Here is a 21,816-nt window from a genome sequence, read left to right as displayed (position 1 = left end):
TTTTCATACTTGCCGCTTTTACATTCATATTAGTTATTGGTTGCCGATACGCCATCTGGAAAACGAAAGCAGCCAATATAACTGGATAGTCCTATCGCTAGACGCCCCTTGGGCTAGAACAGCGTTTGTTGTCTCTTTTCAGGTACAGGTTGAACTTCACCGTAATTACGTAACTGTTCCATCTTACGGATATCAAGCTGAAGCTCAGTAACATAGCTATCGCCCACAGGGTAGCTGCGTACAACTTCTGCACCGCGGATTACGCCATCAACCGCACCAGAAGTACGTTCCGTACCAAGGCGTTGATCTTCAAGCTCTGCCCGACCACTCACTCGCATACCGTAAACTTGTTCTGCAAGTTCACGATAGGCGTCGATCTTAGAAGCTCTCATCGCACGGATACGTCTTTCTTCATCGTTACGTCCTTTCTGCTCACTGATACTCGCGTAGCCAACGGCAACTAAGTAGTCGTCTGGCCTCATGTTTTGCAGTGGCTGACAGCCAACAAGCAGTAAAGCGGCAACAACAAATATTAACTTCTTCATCTCGAACTCCTAAGGGCGAAGAATAACAGTATAAGGCTGGCTGATCGTTGGGTCAGAACGAATGATAACGCCATCTTGAGTTCGAATACTGTTTAGAGTATCTAGGTCACGACCAATACGGTCTGCAGGCAAGAAGCCTTGTGCCGTCGCCACGACAATGCGAGTTTGCATGCCAACAACACGAGCATTGACTAACACACCACCTTCTTGGCGAAGCATAGTGCCTGTCAGTACGTACTGTACGTCTTGTTCTTGAGCTAAGTCTTTCCAATCGCGGCTTAACGCAAAGTCACCTTGATGAGTCACTTGAATAGAACCTGTTGTTTTGAAATCAACAACCTTGAAGCCACGACGCTGAAACTGATGAATGAAACCTTCTGATACCGAGTTTCCTAGCCAGTTCGTTGTGTCCATGTGTTGCAGGTCAACAAACGACGTAATCGCAATCGGAGTTCTTGCTGAGATACTCGTATTCGAAATGATCAGATCTTCGGTCATACTTTCCACGAAGAAATCCATGGTATGACGAGGGCTATCCATCAACATAAACTGACTGCCTGAATATTCAGACTTGCCGTTATAGATTGGCGAATAAGCGCATGAGGTCAACAACATGACACTCATTACTACGAGCCATTTTTTCATTCTCTTATCTCCAGATAGGTTTAGTGCTCCCTGTTCCAATATGTTCTCACCATTATTCTTTTCAATGGATTACAATGTTGGAACAGTCTTTGCTTTTCATTAATGGTTCAGATTAAGAAAAACGCACTTAAGTCAGCTTCAAGCTTATAGTTATTTGTTAAGCAATATTTATACCCAACTGGTAACGAATAGATGAAAAAAATAATTTCTTACTTATTTTCAATAAGTTCACTGATAACCATAAGCTTCAGTGCTCATGCCTCTTGGTATGAAGTTACCGGTACCGCAGCCATCGTATCCTCAGAGGAAACGGCAAGGGTTCATGCTCTGGAAGACGCGGTATATAAAGCGATCCAGTTCTCAGGTGCTGATATTGGTAGTATCTCCAACCTCACGCCGTACCTCGACGCAAACAAGAAAGAGTTTCAATTTACCAATCATGAAGTGCGCTACATCTTGGTAGAGAAAGAGAAAAAACGCAGTGGCAATATAATGATCACCGCAAGGATCGATATCTATCCTTCGGCAAATGCTTGCCATGAGAGCCAATACAAGAAGACATTTTTAGTCGGCAACATTGATGTGACCTCCCCTCAGCAAGCTGTAATGGGCAGAATCTATAACATTGGTGATGATTTTGGCCATGTCGTGGACCGACAGCTGGCGCAAGAGTCTCGCAGCTTTGTTTCCGTTGGCACGACCAATTACGATATCGACAAGCGTCGACCAGAGGTGATCAAGATGATCGCCCAAGACACTGGCGCGCAGTACATCATTGGTGGCGACATTACCGATTTAACCGCGACCATCGAATCCAAGCTTTTGAAAGACGACATCATCAATCGTCAGTTTGCGTTAGAGATGCAAGTCTTCGATGGTAAAACAGGACATCAGGTTTACAACCGTAGCTATCGTGAAGTGGCAAAGTGGCCATTTGCTAAGACCAGTGAAGTGGACACCCGCAGTGCTCGTTTCTGGGCATCAACCTACGGCAGTATGATGCTGCGTGTTAGCCGCAATATTATGTTGGACTTGGAATCTGAAGTGTCATGTAAGATCACGCTTCCAGAGGTGGCAGCGGTATTTGGTAACACGGTGACCATTGATTTAGGTCGAATGCATGGTGTTCAACAAGGTGACAAACTGCAACTGTGGCACACAGGTTCGTTTATCGACCAACGCGGCTTGCCACGTAATAAGGTATCTCAAAGCGATATCACACTGACCGTTTCTCGCGTTTATGAAAACGAAGCAGAACTGACGATCGACCAACCAAGCCTTGCTGGAAGCATTCAAATTGGTGATGTGATGCAGAAAATCATGTAGTTAGCGACACGCCCGCCTCACAGTTTCTAATAAAGCCTTAGCACTTTTGTTAAGGCTTTATTTTTTTTCATGGGTATTAGTTTCGGTTTTGCAGTATTTGGCGTAATCTTATTAATAACATAATCATCACTTAGCAAACTATGAGTCAGAATAATCTAATTGGTGCTACCGGTTACCGCTTTATCTCGAAAGGTAAAACCGCTTTTAAGATCCACATTCATACTCCCGAAGATACGGTGTTGCATCGGTCGGTCGGTTTTGTTCGTATGGGTGAAGACAAAGCACTGAAGAAAACCATTAAATTAAGAGATGAACTGGGCAGACAGCTATGGGGCAAATTTTGGCCCAAAGTCCTCAAAGAGCCCTACCTGATGACGCGCCTGCCTCATAGTCTAGAACCCAAAATTGTATTCAAACCAAATCCAACTCAGAGTGATCCTGAACACCGCGACGAATGCTACATCGCTAAGTGGCGCGTCTTCTCTGAGAATGGTGACTACAAGTACAAAACCAAGGTATGTTCAATCAGAAAGCACGGCCGACTTGCAGCTTATAGCCAAACCAAACGTGCGCTGCTTGATGCTCACAAAGACGTAATTGATCTACTTATATTTATGGGACGATTGAACAGCATCGACTTAAAATAGGCTTAAATCCGATTAAGCTGACCGCCCATATTTTTCAGATACAAAAACAGCCGCACATTGCGGCTGTTTTTAATTTATGACGATCCATCGTGGCAATTTAGAGTATTGCTACATACAAAATCGATTACCTAGTTTCGGCATATCTCAGCCAGTGTCGCCAATCGGCGCTTAGACTCTTTCACATAAGGGTTGGCTTGATCCCATGCGTAACCCGCCAGAATTGAGCACACCATCTGCTTAATCTTTGGATTTGGATCTTGATAGAAAATCACATCCTGCAAAGTACCTGAGTACCACCCCTCAACATACGTTCTAAAGGTGTTTACACCAACCATCAAAGGAGCGGCATAATCGCGTTCCCAATCTACCTTCTCACCGTTAAGTTGCTTTTCGACACACTCAACCGCAAACTGTGCCGACTTCATCGCAATCGTCACGCCTGACGAGAACACCGGGTCAAGGAACTCGCCGGCATTGCCAAGCAACGTGTACTTATCCGTCGCCAAATGTTTTACATTGGCAGAATAGCCACCAATTTCACCCGCAGGGTTTGGATACTCGGCGCTTGCCAGTATCTCAGCCAAGCCCGGCTCTTCCGCTGCCAGCTGTTTAATTGCAGCAATCTTGTCTTCTGGATAGGACTCAAAGAACTTAGGCTCTCCTACGACACCAAACGAAGAGACACCGTTACTAAACGGGATCAACCAATACCAAACATCAGGGTTGGTTGGATGCACAGAGATAAGAATTTTATTTCGGTCATATTCAAGATCGGTATCCACCTCTGCAATATGATCGTTAATGTGCGTAAAAATAGCTTTGCGTGGAGGGAGCGATGACGGCTCTGCCAAGTTAAGCATTTTTGGTAGCACTCGACCAAAACCACTGCCATCCAGAACGTATTGCGCTTCTATCTGATAACGCTCTCCACCCAGCACTTGTACATCTAAAATGATGCTGTCGTCGGTGAAATTAATGCCCATTAACTCATGTTGGTAATCAATGCAGACACCCTGCGCCTCAGCCGTATCTGCCAAAACCTTATCAAAGGCACCTCGCTGAACCTGAAACGTAGTTCCAGGGCCAGAAGAGAACTTGTCTTCAAAATTAAACGCCGTATAAACGCCATTTTTGCGAAAGGCAGCGCCATCTTTGTATTGGAAGTTAGCGTTGATCACTGCGTCAGTCATCCCAGCCTGTTCAATCACTTCCATACAAGCTGGTAATAGGCTTTCACCAATAGAAAATCGAGGGAATACGCTCTTTTCAATCACTCGAACATCGATGCCTTTTTTATGAAGTAAAGACGCAGCAATAGACCCTGATGGCCCAGCTCCGATGATCACCACTTGAGTTGATAGTTTTTTCATTATTTAAGCCATGTTTGTTATTTTTATTGCGCGCCAGCTTTCAATTCAAGAAGCGTGTGACCAAGACCGATATCGTCGGTGCGAGTTACCACTTCAAAGCCCGCTTCTTCAACGATCTCTAAGAAATCTTCACTGCGGTAAAAACGACTGTTGCCATTGGCCAAGCAGGTAAAGTAGAGAGACGTCGCGTTTAAGCTATAAGAAGCCGCATCGTATTTCTGTGAATCCCAAAACAGTTCAAGGATATAGACAGTCGCATCTTCTGACATATGAGAGCGAACGCGCTTTAATATGCTCAGAATCTCCATTGGCGAGAAACAATCAAGGAACTGACTCATCCACCAAACATCCGCGCCCGTTGGCAGAGTTTGCTGTTTATCGAGCATATTCGCTGGGAATGGCGTGACTCGCTCTTGATGACCATGCTTTGCCGCGTTTGCTATTGCCATTTCTAGCTGCTGTGGCAAATCAACAATCGTCACCTCAACGTCCGCATCATGGTTGCAGCATTGCATCGCCCACTTACCCGTGTTGCCGCCGATATCCACCAGCGACTTAGGTTTCTTGCTGAAGACTTTTTCAAGTAACACAGGGAACGAGCGATCCGAATAGAAGTGATCAAACTTGAACCAACTCTCTTTTGCTTTTTCTGGCAATTGAGACAAGCCTTGGTAAATGGTTTCCCAATCACCCAACTCTTTCAAGCCTGCAGGTGTGCCTTCTTCAATCGCTTCTGTTAGATGCATCATCGCGGCATAACAAACATCGGCTGTGAAATCCATGTTTGCGTTAGTCATACCATCATGCAGAAGGTAGAAACCAAGGTTAGCCATTTTGTAGTTAGGCTTTTCCCAAGTCACAATATGAGCACTTAACGCCATATCGAGCAGGACTTTCACGCCGTACTCAGAGACACCGGTCGATTCAGAGATAGACTCTGCTGGTAAACCCTCGTTGCCCGCGTCATCTAACGCTTTCAAAATGCCTAAATCACGAAGTGTACGAGCAGTATGAAAAACAATCGGAGCGAAAGACAATTTCTGCGCTTCTGTTTTTGCTTCTAATGCGTTGAATGGATCTAATTTATATTCCGACACGAAAAACCTAACTTTAAATAATAGAGAGTTACTCAGCTGCCATTTGCGCAAGCTTACGTTTAATATCAACGTTTAAGTTATTAACCCAACGGTTGTAATTACGGTGTATTTCACCATCGTCGTACTTCAAATTCTCTGATTCAACGTAAAGAATAGAGTAAAACTTATCACTATAAGGAATTTCAACCACAGCGTGGTGCGAACGAACATACAATTCAGCGCGGATCAAACCAGGCTTTATTTCTGAAACCAACCAGCCTCGATTTTCAGCAGATTCAGAAATAGCTGATTTAACCTGTTTACTTTGAAGATTCAGTGCAACTGGAGTATCCTCAACATTCATTACAGGTTGGACGCGTCCACATCCTGCAAGAACGAATATGAATAACATTGAAACTGCTATTTTTAGTAATTTCATTTAAATTCCTTATCTGTGTTTATTTATAAGCGCGCATAGTATTTAGTTAGACTCAAAGCAAATCAATACTCTATGTCAAATCAATCCCAATTAATGTCGTTTAATATTGAGAAATGGTCTGCAAATTCAGCGGGGCTCAATTCTATTGCTGAATGGCAAGCGTGGAGCACTAATTTAGATTGGCCACAAGATGGCTCAACTGAATTTAAAGCTATTCCTCCAATGATGCGCCGCCGAATGAGTGTGCAAAGCAAACTTGCTGTCCAAACCGCGTTAACCCTATTAAAAGACACCTCGATTGATTATCTGGTCTTTGCTAGCCGACATGGTGAGTTGCATCGAACCGCCACTTTAATTCAGTCGATATTAGAAGGTGACGATGCCTCACCAATGGCGTTCTCGCAGTCGGTACATAATACCGCAGCTGGTCTAACCACCATTGCCGCCAAAGCACCGATTCCACTGACTTCAATAGCCGCAGGGCAAGATACTTTCCACAACGCTCTGATCGAAGCTTATCTTTACCTTCATCAATATCCGTCGCATCGAGTGTTAGTTATCGATTTCGACCAACCTCTGCCCGAGCTCTACCAAGAGTACGAAACACAGAACTTTGCTGATTATGCGCTGGGCTTAGTGCTCACCGCTGGCAGTGAATACTCTATTACTAGGACAGTAGAGACCAACCAAGCACCTTCCGTGTTACCACAAGGGTTACAAACGCTCCAACATATCTTATTAGGTACAAATAGGTGGGCTATTGCTGGCAAGCACCAAACTTGGTCTTGGGTAAATAACACCGAGACAGGTACAGCGTAATGAGCAGAGTAGACCAGTATTGGCGAGTATTCGCGACAGGCCTCTGCTTTACCATCTTTGGTTTGGGTGGCTTAGTATTGAGCTTCTTAATCTTACCGACTATCGCGCTAACCAATCCCAATACCATTAAAAGAGAGCTTAAAGCACAGCGATTAATCCGTTTCTCATTCAATGCGTTTTGCCAGATCATGAAGTTCACCGGAGCAATCGATTACCGAATTGATGGTGCAGAACTACTGCGTAACGACCGTAACTGCATTATCGTCGCCAACCACCCAAGTTTGATTGACTATGTGCTGATCGCCTCTCAACTTCCTCAATGTGATTGCCTCGTCAAAGCGGCCATTTGGGAAAACCCTTTTATGAAAAGGATTGTCAAAGCGGCAGGTTATATACCGAACCAAGCCCCTGACGATCTTTTAGAGCGCTGTGAAGAACGCTTCTCACGTGGCAATGTCATGCTGATTTTTCCCGAAGGAACTCGCACAACGCCAGGAATTGAACCATCCTTACAGCGTGGGGCGGCACAAATCGCGACTCGAACACAAACCGATTTACGCGTGATTCATATTACGGTTTCTCCGACATTCTTAACGAAAGAGAAAAAATGGTATCAAGTTCCTGCGTCGAAGCCCTTTTTTCATGTCGCGGTGAAAGGTAAAATAGAAGTCGAACCATTTATTGAAGGCTCAAATAATTTAACTTCGGCAGCAAGGCGCCTTAATCATCATCTTGCACAAACAATTTTCCCTTCCGAAGAAAACATTTAGCGTATCAATAACATAACAGGCGATATCGGCATTTCGAAAATACCTCATATAATGTAGAATCGCCCCCTTAAAGCAGCATTCAGATAAAGCATTAAGTAGGCCAAAGTGGAAACATTACACAACGAACTGAAACAACTGATCATCGACGCATTGAACCTTGAAGACATGAGCATTGATGAGATTGAAACGGAAGCTCCACTATTTGGTGATGGACTTGGACTAGACTCTATCGATGCCCTTGAGCTTGGCCTTGCTATCAAGAAAAAGTACAACATTGTTATCGATGCAGATGATTCAAACACTCGACAGCACTTTGCGTCAGTTGAAAATCTAGCGAACTACATCTCTTCTCAAACGAATAACTAGACAGATCTTTATGACACAAGCTAACCAACAAGAAGTATACAACCAGGTTAAAGATGCGCTTATTGAGCTGTTCGAGCTTGACGCTGAAGATATCACCCCTGAAGCTCATCTCTATCTTGATCTAGACCTAGACAGCATTGATGCCGTTGATTTGGTCGTTCACCTACAGAACGTCACAGGTAAGAAGATAAAACCTGAAGAGTTCAAAGCAGTGCGCACCGTTAATGACGTTGTCGAATCTGTGGTTGAACTATTGAAGGACGCCTAATGCGTCCTCTGCTGACTTTACTGTCGGCAATTATACTTTTCACTTATCCAATAGCGGTTTACTTTGGACTCAACAAGTTTGGCTTACAAACCGTTGGTATTGCCTTAGCCGCTATCTTTGCTGTACGCATTTTCACCGGCGGTCAGGCTAAAATCAAAGAGCTAAAACACCTAGCTTGGATCAGTGGAAGTGCCGGTATTGTTCTGCTGGCTTTAGGCTTAGCCTTTAAGCAACACGGCTGGCTAACCTATTATCCCGTTATCGTTAATGTTTGTATGCTGGTTGTATTCGCTTCGAGCCTATGGCAACCACAAACGATTATCGAACGTCTTGCTCGCCTTCAAGAGCCTGAACTTCCGAAAAGTGGCGTTGATTACACACGAAAAGTCACCAAAGTGTGGTGCTTGTTCTTTGTTATCAATGGCTCTATTGCCCTTTACACCTGCTTCCAACCGCTAGAAGTATGGACCCTATACAATGGCTTACTCAGCTATCTGTTTGCAGGGTTACTCTTTGCAGGAGAGTGGGTAGTAAGACAGCGCATTCGTCAGAGTTAAATTGTTATGACCCAAACCGTATCTTACACCTCGTTGTCTGAGCTTCTTAGCCAGGACAGAGCCCCTGAATCTATTGTCTGCTTTGACGACAATAGCGAGATTACGTGGCAAACATTTAACGACGACTTATCTCAACTCGTACAATTTTTGTCTTTATCCCCTTTTCAACGAATCGCGATTTGTACCCAAGACAGCTACCTATTTGCGGTGGCCTTTTTGGCATGTACAGCAGCCAACAAACACATCATCTTACCGGGCAACTACCAGCCATGTGCGCTTGCTGAGTTAAGTAAGCAGTTTGATTGCCTGCTAGTTGATAACTCGATTGGCGAAGTTGAGGTGAATGACGTTCGTAATATCCAAACCTTATTGGATTCAAACACTGAAGCACAAAAACCTCTAACCGAGAATCTTACGACCATTGATTTGGCAACAGTCCCATTAACTCTGTTCACTTCAGGTTCAAGTGGCACGCCAAAAGCGATAGATAAAACGTTAGAGCACCTCGATATTGAGACCGCTCAGTTACACAAGAACTGGGGTGAGTTACTCAAGGGAAACCAAATCCAAAGCACAGTTTCTCATCAACATATCTATGGTTTGCTGTTTAGAATCTTATGGCCACTATGCTCTGGTGTTCCATTTGCTCGACACAACCTTGAATACCCAGAACAGATCTTATCTCACGCAAATCAAAACTGTGTACTGATCAGCAGCCCAGCGCTACTTAAACGATTAAAGCATGAGACCAACAAGGTACAACTTGCAGGAATCTTCTCTTCGGGTGGTCCATTGCCTACCGAGTCGGCTCACCAGTCACGAGATCTGCTTGGTCATTTACCGATTGAAGTCTTTGGTAGCACAGAAACCGGTGGCATCGCATTTCGTCAGCAAGAGAGCGCTCAAACGCCTTGGCAGCTTTTTGCCTGTATTGAGGCTAGTCTCAACAGTGAGAGTTGCATTAAGTTATTGTCGCCGTACATCGATAAGAATAACTGGTATCAAACCTCTGATGAGTGCGAGATGGTCTCGGAGAATCAATTCATATTGAAGGGCCGAACGGACCGAGTGATCAAGATAGAAGAAAAGCGAGTATCACTGGTTGAAGTGGAAAAGCGACTGGAGCAACTGCCTTGGATAAGTGAGTGCGTGGTTATTCCATTTGAGGAGCCTGAGCGATTAATATTAGCCTCTGTTTTGGTATTATCAGATGAAGGCCAAGCCGCTCTATCGACCATGAGCAAAGGTAAATTCTGGTTGATGCTGCGTACAGAACTCAGAAAGTGGTTAGAGCCAATCGCAATCCCGAGAAAATACCGTGTTGTCGATGAGATCCCCCTCAACAGCCAAGGTAAGCGATTAACATCTCACATAGAACAGCTAATAAAATCATAGAAACCGCTGATCGTATTTTACACTGAGATTATCTTTTTATATTTTTGTCAAAGAACCAATATTTGCCCAAGGATTCTAAGCACGCCCTATGGATAAAAGAAAACCAAACATCATTGCTGTAGACACGGTAGAAAATGAATCGACCCTGACACTTCATGTTAGCGGAGATATCACCGACTTTAATGGGCACTTCAAGAGCTTCCCTATTCTACCTGGCGTCACGCAAATTGATTGGGCACTTCACTACGCAGTCCAAGAGTTAGGCGTTCCTGGTTTCTTTAAAGGAATGGAAGTCATTAAGTTCCAAGAGCCTATCCTGCCTGACGCTACAATCCAGCTATCACTCAAATGGGATGCTGACAAAGACAAGCTGAGCTTTAGTTACACATCAAACAACGGTGAACAGACCCACTCTTCAGGCAAAATGAAGCTGGGAGAAAAAAGTGAATAGCGCTCCCGTCGAGGCTACTTCTCAACACCACACAAAAGAAAGCAGCTACAAGGCTTGCTTCCTTATCCCGTGCTTTAACCATGGCGCAACCATGCCGGCTGTGGTGTCGTCACTTCATCATTTTGAGTTACCGATCATCATCGTTGACGATGGCAGTGAACTCACAACAAAACAGTTTCTGTCTCCCCTAGCAGAGAATTCAAACGTAACCTTGGTGACGCTTGAACAGAACCAAGGTAAAGGCGGCGCAGTAAAAGCCGGAATCAAAAAAGCGCAGCAACTAGGCTTTAGCCACGCTATTCAGATAGATGCTGATGGGCAACACGACCTGGAAGCCTTGCCAACATTGATTGAGGCCTCACAAGCTAAGCCACAACGTCTGATATCAGGCCAGCCTATCTACGACGACAGCGTACCCAAAGCAAGGCTCTATGGGCGCTACGCGACACATATCTGGGTATGGATAGAAACCCTTTCTTTATCAATTAAAGACAGCATGTGTGGCTTTAGAGCGTATCCTATCAACCAAACTCAAACTGTGTTGAATAAGTACGATGTTGGTTCGAGAATGGACTTCGATATCGAGATTTTGGTTCGCCTGTATTGGGAAGGTTGCGACATAGACTTCGTTGAAACGCGCGTTATCTATCCTGAGAACGGCATCTCTCATTTCGATGCGTTGTGGGATAACGTCAAAATCAGTTGGATGCATACACGTCTATTCTTCAGCATGCTGCCAAGAGCACCAAAACTGATTGCTCGCCATTTCAAATCCGATTCAGCTGATAATAACCCAAATTTATCGACTGATTCAGAGCCGCAAGCTTCTGAACAACCACACTGGTCCCGCACTCAAGAACGCGGCACAGTATTAGGCATTAAGCTGTTATTAGCCATTTATACCTTGTTAGGTCGCGGTGTGTTCAACCTCATTCTGCGTGGTGTGATGCGTTACTACCACTTGACGGGCCAGCGTGCGCGAAACGCTTCCGAACAATATCTATTCCAATTAAAAGCCTATGCGGAACAGCAAAATATTGAGCTCCCCGGAGAACTAACCAGTTACAACCATCTGCTTTCATTTGGCCATACGATGCTCGACAAGCTCGCGGCATGGAAAGGTGATTTCTCGGCAGATAACCTGACTATTCATGGCCAAGACCAGTTCGAGAGCATGGTGGCAAATAAGCAAGGTGTGCTAATCCTTGGATCTCACCTTGGCAATATTGAGCTGTGCCGAGCTTTAGGTCGCAGACACTCGAACATCAAAATCAACGCCCTGGTTTTTACAGAACACGCCGAACGTTTTAATTACGTGATGAAAGCGGTTAACCCGCAGTCTGATTTAAATCTGATTCAGGTGACATCGATGGGGCCTGATACCGCTATCTTGTTACAACAGAAACTAGAGCAAGGCGAATGGATCGTGATTGTTGGCGATCGAACTTCCACCAGCAAAGAGAGCCGCTCAGTATGGGCTGAGTTCTTAGGTAAGGAAGCTCCATTCCCTCAAGGTCCATTTATGTTAGCCTCGGTTCTCAAAGCACCCGTATTTTTGCTGTTTGGGTTACGTGACGACTCACAATCTAAGCCGCATTTTAATGTCTATTTCGAGCATTTTAGCAACAAGATCGAGCTACCAAGAAAGACTCGCGAACAATCTTTACAGCAAGTCGTGCAAAAATACGCAAATCGACTTCAGCACTACACACTGCAAGCACCGCTTCAGTGGTACAACTTTTTTAATTTTTGGACATTGAGCAAGCACCATGACGAAAAAGAATCCAAATAGCATCACCTTTGGTGCCGAGCGCCTCACGATTGAGGATGTTGTCGCTATCTCACAAGGCGCAAAAGCCTCGATGAACACAAGTGAAGCATTCACATCTAAGATCGACCGTGGTGTCGCTTTCTTAGAACGCCTATTGAAAGAAGAAGGTGTGATTTACGGTGTAACAACGGGTTACGGTGACTCATGTACGGTTGCGATTCCGCCAAACCTAGTTGACGAGCTACCACTGCATTTAACACGTTTTCACGGCTGTGGTTTAGGTGAAATATTGTCTCACGAACAAGCTCGTGCAGTCCTTGCAACTCGTCTTTGTTCGTTATCACAAGGTGTCTCTGGTGTGACTCACGATCTACTCAACCAGATCGTTACCCTAATCAACCAAGACATCTCACCACGCATTCCTCAAGAAGGATCGGTGGGTGCCAGTGGCGACTTAACACCTCTGTCTTACTTAGCCGCAGCACTGATTGGTGAGCGTGATGTAATCTACAAAGGTGAAGTGCGCCCAACCAGTGACGTCTACAAAGAGTTAGGAATTAGCCCTATCAAACTTAAGCCAAAAGAAGGCTTGGCGTTGATGAATGGTACGTCTGTAATGACGGCATTAGCTTGTATCGCTTACAAGCGTGCGGAATATCTAGCTCAGCTATCAACTAAGATCACCGCTATGGTATCAGTCGGTATGCACGGCAATGACTTCCATTTCGATGAAGCGCTGTTTGCAGTCAAACCTCATCCTGGTCAACAACAAGTTGCTGCATGGCTGCGTGATGATCTGCAAGCGGATCGCCCGCCACGTAACAGTGATCGCCTCCAAGATCGTTACTCTCTGCGCTGTGCTCCACATGTTATCGGCGTGGTTCAAGACTCTCTGCCTTGGCTACGCCAAATGATCGAGAACGAGCTAAACAGTGCCAACGACAACCCAATTATCGATGGTGATAATGAGCGCGTACTGCACGGTGGACACTTCTACGGTGGACACATTGCAATGGCGATGGATACGTTAAAAACTGCAGTTGCGAACCTTGCTGATCTGCTTGACCGTCAAATGGCTCAGCTGATGGACTACAAGTTCAACAACGGTTTGCCATTCAACCTAACGGGTGCTGAAGGCGAACGTAAGCCAATCAACCACGGCTTTAAAGCAGTACAGATTGGCGTTTCAGCTTGGACAGCAGAAGCATTGAAACACACCATGCCAGCAAGCGTATTCTCTCGCTCAACTGAGTGTCACAACCAAGATAAAGTGAGTATGGGCACCATCGCAGCTCGTGACTGTTTACGCGTTCTAGAGCTAACCGAACAAGTGGCAGCAGCGTCACTACTGGCGGGGACACAAGCACTCGAACTTCGTAAGCGCCACAATGAGCTTGATGAGCACCACATGAGTGAGAACCTCAAGCACATTCGCGACGAAGTGCTTAAGGAGTTTGAATTTATCGTAGAAGATCGACCACTTGAAGGCGATCTACGCCACTTCATTGCTCGTATTCAAAGTCAGCACTGGTCACTTTACTCATAAAGTAGCCAACCCTTTACGCAATATTGTTGAGAGCGATTTATGTCTGAAATCCTTCACCCATTACAATCTGAGGTGACGCTTATCACCTCATTCCAAGATGCCGACCCAATGGGCGTGATCTATCACGGCAACTACTTCCGATTCTTTGAAGAAGTTAGGCGCATCATGATGGATAAGATTGAGTACAACTACCATGAGATGAAGGATTCTGGCTACATGTGGCCTATCATCGATACCCGCGTGAAATACATTAAGGCGATACCGTTTAATCACAAGATTAAGGTAACGGCGAAACTCACCGAGTGGGAAAATCGCCTGCGCGTCGATTATGAAATTCATGATGCTCTAACCGGTGCTCGAATGACACGTGCTCACACCATGCAGGTTGCCGTCACCATCGAAGAACAAGAGATGTGCTTTGCCTCACCCAAAGTGTTTACTGACAAAGTCGAACACTGGCACCAATTTGGTTGCTTACCTCTAGCAACTGAACATCAAACACAAACCTCTAACCCACAGCAGGTGAACCATGAATCTGTTTAAACGCAGTCGCAAATACATCAATATCGCGCTAATTGGACTTACTGCGATGATGACAAGCGGCCTTGTAAGCGCCAAAGAAAACTATGCTGCTGTCAATTCTATTTCAGAGCTGCAGACGGTGCTCAGCGAAAATAGTATTGTGCGTGGTGAGTTCACTCAAACACGCAATATGGAGATGTTCGCCCAGCCTTTAACGTCACAAGGTACATTTCTGTTAGACAAATCAAGTGGCTTACTCTGGACACAAACCACTCCGTTTCCCGTGAACTTAGTGCTCACCGATAACAAACTGAGCCAAAGGTTTGCCGATCAACCCGCAAAAATCATCACCGACAAAGAAAATCCAATGGCGTTTTATTTCAGCCATATCTTCTTGTCAGTGTTTCATGGGGACACGCAAAAACTTCAGGAACAGTTCGCACTCAATTTTGAGCCCGCAACTAACACCAGCTCTGATGAAAATGTACAAGCATGGACACTGACTCTAAAGCCCAAAAATGCACCGATGAATGCGGTGTTTGAGGCTATCACGCTGCAAGGCAACAGCGATATTGAACGTATTGAGTTGAAAGAGATTCGTGGAGATAGCACAGTGATCGAATTCAGTCAGTTAAGCCATCTACCGGAAGTATTATCAGATGCTGAAGCGAAACAATTCCAACTCTAGTCTTGCCCTTGTTTGGCTTGTTGTTGTAATGCTGTTTAGCGGGTTGTTGACCAAACAATTCGCTTTTTCTTCGTCGGTACCGATTGAAAGCAACATTCTAAAGTTACTGCCCGAAAACCAGCAAGACCCAATGGTAGAGCAAGCCTTTCAGCAGATATCCAGCTCGATGAGCGAGCAAGTGGTATTTATCATAAGCGCTCCCGATATCGAACAAACCATGGTTGCGACCGACGCTTTTGAAAAAGCTCTCAACCAAAGAACTTTTTCAAGTCAGCCAACTCTGTTTAAGCAAGTTCAAGGTAAAATCAACGCCAGCACTCAAAGCCAGTGGAGCGATTTCTATTTTCGTCACCGATCTCAACTGCTGACCCAACAACAAAAAGAGACGCTGACACACTCGCCTGATTCGCGAGCTCAATATGTCATTCAGTCTCTGTACAATCCATTCTCAGGCGTCACTGCAGCAGAGTTATCTCTCGACCCATTCTTGTTATTTCGCGACTACATCAGTGCTATTGGCGTCCAATCAAGTAACTTTGTTCTGAAAGAGGGCTATCTCACGGCCCAGTCGAATGAGCAAACTCATATTTTAGTCACGGCTACTCTGGCGGACTCACCTTATAGCTTGGCGATTCAAGAACAACTTCCAGATCTTGATTCAATTGAGCGCGAGGTCGAAAAACAATTTGGCGTCAAGGTGCAGCATACTGGTGTGGTGTTCTACGCCAATTACGGTACCGAAAGCGCGAAATCAGAAATCAGTACCATTGGTTTGGGCTCATTGGCAGGCGTTATTTTATTGGTGTGGCTGACATTTCGTAGTGCGCTACCACTTGCCTTATCTTTACTCTCAATCAGTACAGGATTATTGGTTGCACTGGCAAGCACTGTCGCTATCTTTGGTAAGGTGCATCTATTCAGCTTGGTGTTTGGCGCTAGCTTGATTGGCGTATCCATCGATTACTCTTTTCACTATCTCACTGACCGTTTGGCCGCAGGAAGCCACTGGCAGAGCGATAAAGGCCTAAAGCATATTTTCATTGCCATCACTCTAGGTTTAATCACCAGCTTAATCGGATACTTAGGGCTACTGGTTGCGCCATTCCCAGGCTTGCAGCAACTGGCTCTGTTTTCGTCGATTGGACTGATCGCAGCTTACGCCAGTGTGGTGTGCTGGTACCCCGTTTTAGCGGTAAAACCAGGCCAAGAGCGCCCTCTTCCCCTGTCGAAACTTTGGCATACTTGGTTAAGCCTTTGGAGCAACCAAAAATTTAGAATTGGCTTACCGTTAACAGTGACTGTCGTTAGCTTGATGTCACTCAGTCAAATTCGTTACGACGACGATATTCGCCAGCTTCAGGCTATGCCCGAACAACTCAAACAACAAGAGCAAGCCATTACTGAGATATCAGGGTTAGGCAGTGGTCAAAATATGCTTTTGGTCACAGCTCAGAGCGACCAAAAGCTACTCAAAAAATTGACAGAAATCACCACAAGCTTAGATTCGCTGGTCAATAGCCAAGGTATCTCCGGGTATCGCAGCATCAATCAACACTTGTTAAGTAAACAAGAACAGCATGATAACTATCAGTTGGTTGAACAACTCTATAGTCAACAAAGCCATATATTACAAAGCTCTCTCGGTTGGTCTACGTTTCCAGAACTACCAAAATTCGAACCAATCACGGTATCTGGATTTTTGGAGTCTCCAGTCTCAGAGCCTGTTCGACCACTTTGGTTAAAACCTATCGACGGGCAAGCAGCGTCGGTCATTTTGATAAAAGACGTCACTGATGCTGAGCTGTTCTCACAGTGGTTGGAGTCAGATTTTGCTCAGAAGCAAGGTGTGAAACACCTCAATAAAGCGGATGAAATCTCCTCTCTTTTTGCTGAGTACCGCGTCAAGATTACCGAGCTGTTATTGATAGCATTGGCAGCTATTGGCATGCTGTTAGGCTGGCGCTATGGTGTGAAGCAAAGCCTGTTAATGCTGTTGCCTTCATTGATTGCAGGCGTAGCAGGTTTGGCGGTCACGGGCATTTTAGGCTCGACACTGAACCTATTTAACCTGCTTGGTTTGATTCTGATTTTAGGGATTGGCATAGACTACACCCTGTTCTTTGCTGAGCAAAAGAAATCGCTGAGCACCTTATTAGCGATCACCTTGTCAGGTCTCACAACACTACTTTCATTCGGCTTACTGTCGCTGAGCCAGACTCATGCTATTCATAGCTTCGGGGTGACGGTTCTGACAGGGATCTTTGTCGCTTGGCTGCTTTCTCCACTCGCGATCAACAGTAGTAAAAACGTAGAAGGACCAATTACTCGAGAGGCTTTTAGATGATCCAGACATTAAAGGTAACCTTCGCCATACTAGTGGGCATTCTAATGAGTGCCTGCTCGATGGTTTCTCAGCAGCCAAGTGGTGCGAGCGTGTCTATCGATCAAGACACCGATCTAGCACTACCACTGCCAGCTGAACTGGGATACTCATTAACAGCCAGTCAGTTGATTAGCGCTACGTGGGAAAATGATACACAGCAGCTTCCGGTTCAAGTCGAAGTCACACCAGGTAAAGTGGTTTTGGCGGGGTTCTCCTCTTGGGGTACTCGCATTCTATCGCTGCAATACCAGAATCAAGTAATTGATACGCAGGTTTTGTCTGGGCTTGGCGCAACTTTGCCACAACCTGAACAGGTGCTATTTAATTTAATGCTTACCTTATGGCCGGCTGAAGCATGGGCTCAGCCTTTACAAAGCATAGGTTGGCACCTAGTCGATACCGACAAAACAAGAACCGTATTTGATGAAAACCAACAGGCAATCATTCAAATTGATTACCAAACAGATCCTGGTACACACAAAACGGCAGGCGACATTGTTTTCAAACATTTGACCCTGGGCTACAACATCACCGTACAAACGTTGAACTCAACGATTGTCGACAATCCAAGTAAGAGTTGAACACTATGCCTATTTACATCCAAGACTGTGGTTTCCACTCAGCGCTAGGCTCAGAGATTGCCGATATTCATGGCTGTCTAAAAGACGAGCGTGAATCAAATATGGTCGAAGTGCACGATATGCTGAACGATGGTAAACACACTGTCGTTGGTCAGATCGCGGGTGAACTACCACCGATTCCTTCAGATCTTACGCAATACGCCACTCGCAACAATCAACTGGCGCTGTCGGCTCTTCACCAAATTGAAGATTCTATCGAGCAAGCCAAATCTCAGTTTGGCGCAGATAGAATTGCTGTTGTTATTGGCACCAGCACATCTGGGATCTCCGATGGTGAAGCAGTCTTCAAACAAAAATTGGCAAACGGCGAGTTTCCAGCAGATTACCATTACTCAAAACAAGAGCTTGGTGATACCTCAGAGTTCGTTAGCCAGTATTGCGCATTAACGGGGCCAAACTACGTCATATCTACGGCTTGCTCATCCAGTGGCCGCGTATTTCTGACCGCCCAGCGCTTATTAGATTCAGGTATGGCTGATGCCGTGTTAGTGGGTGGTGTGGATACATTGTGTAAGCTGACACTCAATGGTTTCCACGGTCTTGAAGCACTCTCAACAACACATTGTAAGCCATTTAGTGCAACCCGAGAAGGTATCAACATAGGAGAAGCAACGGCATTTATGTTGCTCAGCAAAACAAAGTTAGCCGGTGTTAATGCAGCACAAGACACGTCAAACATTGCCTTATTGGGCTGTGGGGACAGCTCTGATGCACACCACATTTCAGCGCCTCACCCTGAAGGCAATGGTGCTGAACAAGCAATGAAAAAAGCGTTACATTCTGCACAGTTAAACGCAGAAGACATTGGTTATATCAATGCACATGGTACAGCAACGCCACTCAATGACTCGATGGAAAGTAAAGCTATTCATCGTATTTTTGCAAACAAGGTTCCCGTCAGTTCTACCAAACCGCTGACCGGGCATACTCTAGGCGCAGCAAGTGCGATTGAGGCTGCAATTGCGTGGCATATTTTGAAATATGACTTACCGCTTCCCTTACAAAAATGTCAGGATAAAGCTGAAGATATTGAGATTGATTTGGTAAACTGTTCACAGAAACTTAAAGCAAAGAACATCTTAAGCAACTCGTTTGCTTTTGGTGGCAACAACATTAGCCTGATTTTTGGTGTAGTAAATGACTGATATCCCTTCTGTAGACCAACTTCTCCCTCACGATGATCCGATGATATTAATCGATCGTGCTATCAGCGTAGAGGCGTTGTCGATCCACTGTCAGGTCGATATTGGTGACCATAATCTGTTCTTTGACGCCGAATCTCAAACGGTACCAGCATATGTTGGAATCGAGTTTATGGCGCAGTCTGTAGCGGCATGGTCTGGATATCACGCACTTAAAAACGGCACCACGCCCCCAATCGGATTCTTACTCGGCTCTCGTCGCTATAAATCACTGTGTGATGAGTTTACTCAAGGTCAGACCCTTGATATCTACGCCGAACAGATGATGGAAGACAGCGGTATGGCTGTGTTTACCGCAAGAGTCGAAGACCGAGGTGAGTTAGTGGCTCAATGCCAACTCAACGTCTACGTGCCGACCGAACAAAAATTACAAGAAATGAAAACTAGGAGCCCATCATGAGCCGTCAGGTTTTAGTCACTGGTGCCAGTAAAGGTATTGGTAAAGCGATCGCTATTCAACTCGCGAAAGACGGGTTTGAAATCGCCGTTCATTACATGGGTGACAAGCAAGGTGCTGAAGAGACGCTAAAGTCGATCACCGAACTGGGTGGCGCTGGACGTCTTATTCAATTTGATATCAGCAAACGAAGCGAGTGTCGCGAAAAGCTTGAGTCTGATATCGCTGAACATGGTGCTTACTATGGTGTAGTGAACAACGCGGGCATTACTCGTGACACTGCATTCCCCGCGATGACGGAAGAAGAGTGGGATGGTGTGATCCATACCAACCTAGATAGCTTCTACAACGTACTTCACCCTTGTGTAATGCCTATGGTTCAAAAGCGTAAAGGTGGCCGTATCGTCACTCTAGCGTCGGTATCCGGCATTATGGGTAACCGTGGTCAAACTAACTATGCTGCAGCAAAAGCGGGGGTGATTGGCGCAACTAAGTCTCTTGCTCTAGAACTCGCAAAACGCAAGATCACGGTAAACTGTGTCGCTCCTGGCTTAATTGACACAGGTATGGTTGACGAGCACGTGAAAGATCATGCACTTCCTCAAGTACCACTGCGCCGTATGGGTGAGCCGGAAGAAGTAGCCGGCCTAGTCAGCTACCTAATGTCTGATATTGCAGGCTACGTAACTCGCCAAGTGATTTCAGTAAATGGAGGCTTAGTATGACCCGCCGCGTTGTTGTAACTGGAATGTCTGGTGTTACTGCTTTTGGTAACGACTGGCAACAGATAGAGCCTAAGCTAAAGGCCTGTGAAAATGCGACTCAATATATGCCAAGCTTCGAGCAATATGATGGTCTCAACACAAAACTTGCCGCGCCTATTGATGACTTCCAACTGCCTAAACACTACAAGCGTAAGCAAGTGCGTGGCATGGGCCGTGTATCACGCCTAGCTACCGTTGCGACTGAGAATGCATTGGAGCAAGCCGGCTTAATTGGTCACGATGTATTGACCAATGGCGAAACTGGTATCGCTTACGGCTCTTCAACTGGCAGTACCGATGCGGTTGGTGCTTTCGGAGTAATGCTGAACGAGAAGTCGACACGAGCAATCACAGCAACCACTTACGTTCAAATGATGCCACACACAGCCGCGGTAAACGTAGGTCTGTTCTTTGGTCTGCGTGGCCGCGTGATTCCCACCAGCAGCGCCTGTACTTCAGGAAGCCAAGCCATTGGTTACGCCTATGAAGCGATCAAGCATGGTTACCAAACCGTAATGGTTGCCGGTGGTGGTGAAGAGTTATGCCCAACTGAGTCTGCCGTTTTCGATACCCTTTTCGCTACCAGTTTAAAAAACGACACACCCAAGAAATCCCCTAGCCCATACGACAGCGAGCGTGATGGCTTGGTTATCGGCGAAGGCGCTGGAACCCTGATCCTTGAAGAGTACGAACATGCTGTTGCTCGTGGCGCAAAGATCTACGCAGAAATCATAGGTTTTGCGAGCAACTGTGATGCGGCTCATGTGACTCAACCTCAGATGGAAACTATGCAAATCTGTATGGAGAAAGCATTGAGAGACGCACAACTTCCAGCTGAGAAGATTGGCTATGTTTCTGCGCACGGTACTGCGACTGAAAAAGGTGATATTGCAGAGAGTAACGCGACAGCGAATATCTTTGGTGAAGTACCAATCAGCTCTCTTAAGAGTTACTTTGGCCATACGCTTGGTGCATGTGGTGCAATTGAAGCGTGGCTCAGCCTAGAGATGATGCATAGCGGTTGGTTCAGCCCAACCCTAAACCTTAAGAATGTCGATGAACAGTGCGGCAAGCTCGATTACATCACGGGCTCAGGTCGCGAATTGGATGTTGAATACTTGATGAGCAATAACTTTGCTTTTGGTGGAATCAACACCTCTATCATCTTCAAGAAAGTCTAAGCTTAGCTACATAAAACGCTAAGTAAATAAAAAGGTTCATCGCGGAT

24 protein-coding genes are annotated in these 21,816 nt (G+C 45.5%); 19 read left to right on the top strand and 5 right to left on the bottom strand.

Annotated features, from left to right (window positions below):
* Nucleotides 1-113 precede the first annotated feature (113 nt).
* Both flgP and AB4517_RS12060 read right to left on the bottom strand, forming a co-directional pair.
* Entirely contained in the window at nucleotides 114-545 is a 432-nt protein-coding gene (gene flgP / locus AB4517_RS12065; protein WP_017062265.1) for a flagellar assembly lipoprotein FlgP, read from the bottom strand.
* A gap of 9 nt (nucleotides 546-554) precedes the next feature.
* Nucleotides 555-1,190 (bottom strand): FlgO family outer membrane protein, encoded by a 636-nt coding sequence (locus AB4517_RS12060; protein WP_017064137.1) that lies wholly within the window; start codon nucleotides 1,188-1,190, stop codon nucleotides 555-557.
* 192 nt (nucleotides 1,191-1,382) lie between these two features.
* Between AB4517_RS12060 and AB4517_RS12055 the strand changes: the two genes are divergently transcribed.
* Both AB4517_RS12055 and AB4517_RS12050 read left to right on the top strand, forming a co-directional pair.
* Nucleotides 1,383-2,516, top strand: a complete 1,134-nt coding sequence (locus AB4517_RS12055) for a flagellar assembly protein FlgT (protein ID WP_017064138.1) — start codon at nucleotides 1,383-1,385, stop codon at nucleotides 2,514-2,516.
* Nucleotides 2,517-2,656: 140 nt separating this feature from the next.
* The gene (locus AB4517_RS12050) at nucleotides 2,657-3,163 is read left to right on the top strand and encodes a hypothetical protein (RefSeq protein WP_017062268.1); all 507 of its coding nucleotides are present in this window, start codon (nucleotides 2,657-2,659) and stop codon (nucleotides 3,161-3,163) included.
* A 128-nt stretch (nucleotides 3,164-3,291) separates the two neighbouring features.
* Here the strand turns inward: AB4517_RS12050 and AB4517_RS12045 are convergent, their stop codons facing one another.
* From AB4517_RS12045 to AB4517_RS12035, 3 genes are read right to left on the bottom strand one after another with little or no spacing between them, the layout of a single operon-like run.
* On the bottom strand, nucleotides 3,292-4,533 hold the full coding sequence (locus AB4517_RS12045; RefSeq protein WP_372148405.1) for an NAD(P)/FAD-dependent oxidoreductase: 1,242 nt from the start codon (nucleotides 4,531-4,533) through the stop codon (nucleotides 3,292-3,294).
* Nucleotides 4,534-4,556: 23 nt separating this feature from the next.
* Nucleotides 4,557-5,630 (bottom strand): methyltransferase, encoded by a 1,074-nt coding sequence (locus AB4517_RS12040; RefSeq protein WP_372148404.1) that lies wholly within the window; start codon nucleotides 5,628-5,630, stop codon nucleotides 4,557-4,559.
* 28 nt (nucleotides 5,631-5,658) lie between these two features.
* Complete coding sequence (locus AB4517_RS12035; RefSeq protein ID WP_017062271.1) at nucleotides 5,659-6,048, bottom strand: hypothetical protein; 390 nt, start codon at nucleotides 6,046-6,048, stop codon at nucleotides 5,659-5,661.
* Between the two features lie 72 nt (nucleotides 6,049-6,120).
* Between AB4517_RS12035 and AB4517_RS12030 the strand changes: the two genes are divergently transcribed.
* From AB4517_RS12030 to AB4517_RS11950, 17 genes are all read left to right on the top strand, one after another.
* Nucleotides 6,121-6,867: a beta-ketoacyl synthase chain length factor gene (locus AB4517_RS12030; protein ID WP_170963074.1), complete on the top strand. Its 747-nt coding sequence runs from the start codon at nucleotides 6,121-6,123 to the stop codon at nucleotides 6,865-6,867.
* Nucleotides 6,867-7,637 carry a 1-acyl-sn-glycerol-3-phosphate acyltransferase gene (locus AB4517_RS12025; RefSeq protein WP_017062273.1) on the top strand — a complete coding sequence of 257 codons (771 nt, stop codon included), beginning with the start codon at nucleotides 6,867-6,869 and terminating at the stop codon, nucleotides 7,635-7,637. Before AB4517_RS12030 ends, AB4517_RS12025 begins: the two co-directional genes overlap by 1 nt.
* Before the next feature lie 105 nt (nucleotides 7,638-7,742).
* A complete protein-coding gene (locus AB4517_RS12020; RefSeq protein ID WP_004736154.1) occupies nucleotides 7,743-8,003 on the top strand; it encodes a phosphopantetheine-binding protein in 261 nt (86 codons plus the stop codon).
* A 10-nt stretch (nucleotides 8,004-8,013) separates the two neighbouring features.
* Nucleotides 8,014-8,271, top strand: coding sequence for an acyl carrier protein (locus AB4517_RS12015; protein ID WP_004739745.1), 258 nt, complete (start codon nucleotides 8,014-8,016; stop codon nucleotides 8,269-8,271).
* Complete coding sequence (locus tag AB4517_RS12010; RefSeq protein ID WP_372148403.1) at nucleotides 8,271-8,828, top strand: septation protein IspZ; 558 nt, start codon at nucleotides 8,271-8,273, stop codon at nucleotides 8,826-8,828. The genes AB4517_RS12015 and AB4517_RS12010 overlap by 1 nt, the downstream gene beginning before the upstream one ends.
* A 6-nt stretch (nucleotides 8,829-8,834) precedes the next feature.
* Nucleotides 8,835-10,223 (top strand): AMP-binding protein, encoded by a 1,389-nt coding sequence (locus AB4517_RS12005; protein ID WP_017064141.1) that lies wholly within the window; start codon nucleotides 8,835-8,837, stop codon nucleotides 10,221-10,223.
* Nucleotides 10,224-10,311: 88 nt separating this feature from the next.
* A complete protein-coding gene (locus AB4517_RS12000; protein ID WP_017062276.1) occupies nucleotides 10,312-10,674 on the top strand; it encodes a 3-hydroxyacyl-ACP dehydratase in 363 nt (120 codons plus the stop codon).
* Complete coding sequence (locus AB4517_RS11995; RefSeq protein ID WP_372148402.1) at nucleotides 10,667-12,466, top strand: glycosyltransferase; 1,800 nt, start codon at nucleotides 10,667-10,669, stop codon at nucleotides 12,464-12,466. The genes AB4517_RS12000 and AB4517_RS11995 overlap by 8 nt, the downstream gene beginning before the upstream one ends.
* Nucleotides 12,444-13,991: a histidine ammonia-lyase gene (hutH, locus tag AB4517_RS11990; RefSeq protein WP_017062278.1), complete on the top strand. Its 1,548-nt coding sequence runs from the start codon at nucleotides 12,444-12,446 to the stop codon at nucleotides 13,989-13,991. The genes AB4517_RS11995 and hutH overlap by 23 nt, the downstream gene beginning before the upstream one ends.
* Nucleotides 13,992-14,030: 39 nt before the next feature.
* Nucleotides 14,031-14,534, top strand: coding sequence for a thioesterase family protein (locus AB4517_RS11985; protein ID WP_017062279.1), 504 nt, complete (start codon nucleotides 14,031-14,033; stop codon nucleotides 14,532-14,534).
* The gene (locus AB4517_RS11980) at nucleotides 14,521-15,201 is read left to right on the top strand and encodes an outer membrane lipoprotein carrier protein LolA (RefSeq protein WP_372148401.1); all 681 of its coding nucleotides are present in this window, start codon (nucleotides 14,521-14,523) and stop codon (nucleotides 15,199-15,201) included. The genes AB4517_RS11985 and AB4517_RS11980 overlap by 14 nt, the downstream gene beginning before the upstream one ends.
* Nucleotides 15,173-17,545 (top strand): MMPL family transporter, encoded by a 2,373-nt coding sequence (locus AB4517_RS11975; RefSeq protein ID WP_048659798.1) that lies wholly within the window; start codon nucleotides 15,173-15,175, stop codon nucleotides 17,543-17,545. The genes AB4517_RS11980 and AB4517_RS11975 overlap by 29 nt, the downstream gene beginning before the upstream one ends.
* Nucleotides 17,542-18,165 (top strand): DUF3261 domain-containing protein, encoded by a 624-nt coding sequence (locus AB4517_RS11970; RefSeq protein ID WP_029235408.1) that lies wholly within the window; start codon nucleotides 17,542-17,544, stop codon nucleotides 18,163-18,165. The genes AB4517_RS11975 and AB4517_RS11970 overlap by 4 nt, the downstream gene beginning before the upstream one ends.
* Before the next feature lie 5 nt (nucleotides 18,166-18,170).
* Nucleotides 18,171-19,370 (top strand): beta-ketoacyl-[acyl-carrier-protein] synthase family protein, encoded by a 1,200-nt coding sequence (locus tag AB4517_RS11965; protein ID WP_372148400.1) that lies wholly within the window; start codon nucleotides 18,171-18,173, stop codon nucleotides 19,368-19,370.
* Nucleotides 19,363-19,827 (top strand): hotdog family protein, encoded by a 465-nt coding sequence (locus AB4517_RS11960; RefSeq protein ID WP_017062284.1) that lies wholly within the window; start codon nucleotides 19,363-19,365, stop codon nucleotides 19,825-19,827. The genes AB4517_RS11965 and AB4517_RS11960 overlap by 8 nt, the downstream gene beginning before the upstream one ends.
* On the top strand, nucleotides 19,824-20,549 hold the full coding sequence (locus AB4517_RS11955; RefSeq protein ID WP_017062285.1) for a 3-ketoacyl-ACP reductase FabG2: 726 nt from the start codon (nucleotides 19,824-19,826) through the stop codon (nucleotides 20,547-20,549). Before AB4517_RS11960 ends, AB4517_RS11955 begins: the two co-directional genes overlap by 4 nt.
* Entirely contained in the window at nucleotides 20,546-21,769 is a 1,224-nt protein-coding gene (locus AB4517_RS11950) for a beta-ketoacyl-ACP synthase (RefSeq protein WP_017062286.1), read from the top strand. The genes AB4517_RS11955 and AB4517_RS11950 overlap by 4 nt, the downstream gene beginning before the upstream one ends.
* Nucleotides 21,770-21,816 lie beyond the last annotated feature (47 nt).

The organism is Vibrio sp. 10N.222.52.C3, assembly GCF_041474195.1.
Classification (GTDB): domain Bacteria; phylum Pseudomonadota; class Gammaproteobacteria; order Enterobacterales; family Vibrionaceae; genus Vibrio; species Vibrio crassostreae_C.
The sequence above is the reverse complement of the archived record's forward strand: the minus strand, read 5'-3'. Positions and strand labels throughout refer to the sequence as shown.